Genomic DNA, 1,600 nt, shown 5'->3' with positions numbered 1-1,600 from the left:
AAAAAATAAATTCAGATTAAATAACTTGGTTATATGCTATTTTATAGTCAATGTTTAAATAAACATTTAACATTAATTATTTTCAATGAGTATGAGTATTATGTTTAATTCAAACCATGAACAGGAATTAAGTAAGAGAAGAACTGTTGCTATTATCTCTCATCCTGATGCTGGAAAAACTACTATTACTGAAAAAATGTTGTTATTTGGAAAAGTTATTCGCACTTCGGGGATAGTAAAAGGACGAGGAAATAAAAAGTATGCGAAATCAGATTGGATGGATATCGAAAAAAAACGTGGTATTTCTGTTACTACTTCTGTTATGCAATTTAAATATAAAAATATTTTAATTAATTTATTAGATACTCCAGGTCATCAGGATTTTTCAGAAGATACATATCGTATTCTTACAGCTGTAGACTGTTGTTTAGTTGTTATTGATGCGGCTAAAGGTGTTGAAGAACGTACAAAAAAATTAATAGATGTTACAAGAATGCATAATACTCCTATTATTACATTTATTAACAAACTAGATCGTGATAGTCAAGATCCAATAGATATATTAGATGACATTGAAAAACAATTAGAATTAAATTGTGTTCCTGTTACTTGGCCTATTGGTTGTGGCAAAAATTTTAAAGGGGTATATCATATTAGGGAAAATTTAATTGATTTATATCAAAAACAATTATATCACAATGAACATTTATTAAATACTCAAAGTTTTTACGATTTGTCTAATAAGTTATTAGATCAAATTATTGGAGTAGAATTAGCTAACCATATTCGAGAAGAACTAGATTTAGTTATTAATATATATCCTAAGTTTAATAATAAAAAATTTTTAAAAGGTTTTTTAACACCTGTTTTATTCGGTAGTGCACTCGGAAATTTTGGAATTGATCATGTATTAACTAGTTTAATAAAATGGGGACCTTCTCCTTTATCTCGTAAAAGTTTTACACGTAATGTATCTCCTAAAGAAAAACAATTTACTGGATTTGTCTTTAAAATTCAAGCTAATATGGATTTAAAACATCGAGATCGTATAGCTTTTATTAGAATTGTTTCAGGACAATATACGAAAGGAATGAAATTAAGACATGTACGTATAAAAAAAAATATAATTATTTCCGATGCTTTTTCTTTTTTAGCAGGAGATAGATTATTAATAGAAAAAGCTTATCCTGGTGATGTTATAGGTTTACATAATCATGGAACAATTAAAATTGGAGATACTTTTACAGAAGGAGAAGATATTAAATTTGTTGGTATACCTAGTTTTGCTCCAGAAATTTTTCGTCAGATTTATTTAATAAATCCTCTTAAACAAAAACAATTGATAAAAGGTTTAATACAACTATCAGAAGAAGGAGCTATACAAGTATTTCGTCCTATCAATAATAATAATTTAATTTTAGGTGCTATTGGAATACTACAATTTGATGTAGTTATTGAACGTTTAAAAGTAGAATATCATATAGAAACAACGTGTATAAAAGCAAATGTTGTTCTTGCAAGATGGATTAAATCTAAAAATATCTGTAGTATTAATTCTTTTAAACAAAATAACAGTGCATATTTAGCATATGATGCTTCT

At 26.5% G+C, this 1,600-nt stretch carries 1 protein-coding gene; it reads left to right on the top strand.

Going from position 1 to position 1,600, the window contains the following annotated elements; genetic code table 11:
- Window positions 1-100 precede the first annotated feature (100 nt).
- On the top strand, window positions 101-1,600 hold a 1,500-nt coding region (locus D9V70_RS02790; protein ID WP_158356299.1), incomplete at its 3' end, for a peptide chain release factor 3.

The sequence above is a fragment of the Buchnera aphidicola (Lipaphis pseudobrassicae) genome, assembly GCF_005081185.1.
GTDB classification, from domain to species: Bacteria; Pseudomonadota; Gammaproteobacteria; order Enterobacterales; family Enterobacteriaceae; genus Buchnera; species Buchnera aphidicola_AD.
Note: the sequence above shows the minus strand (reverse complement) of the source record. Positions and strands in the feature narration are given on the sequence as shown.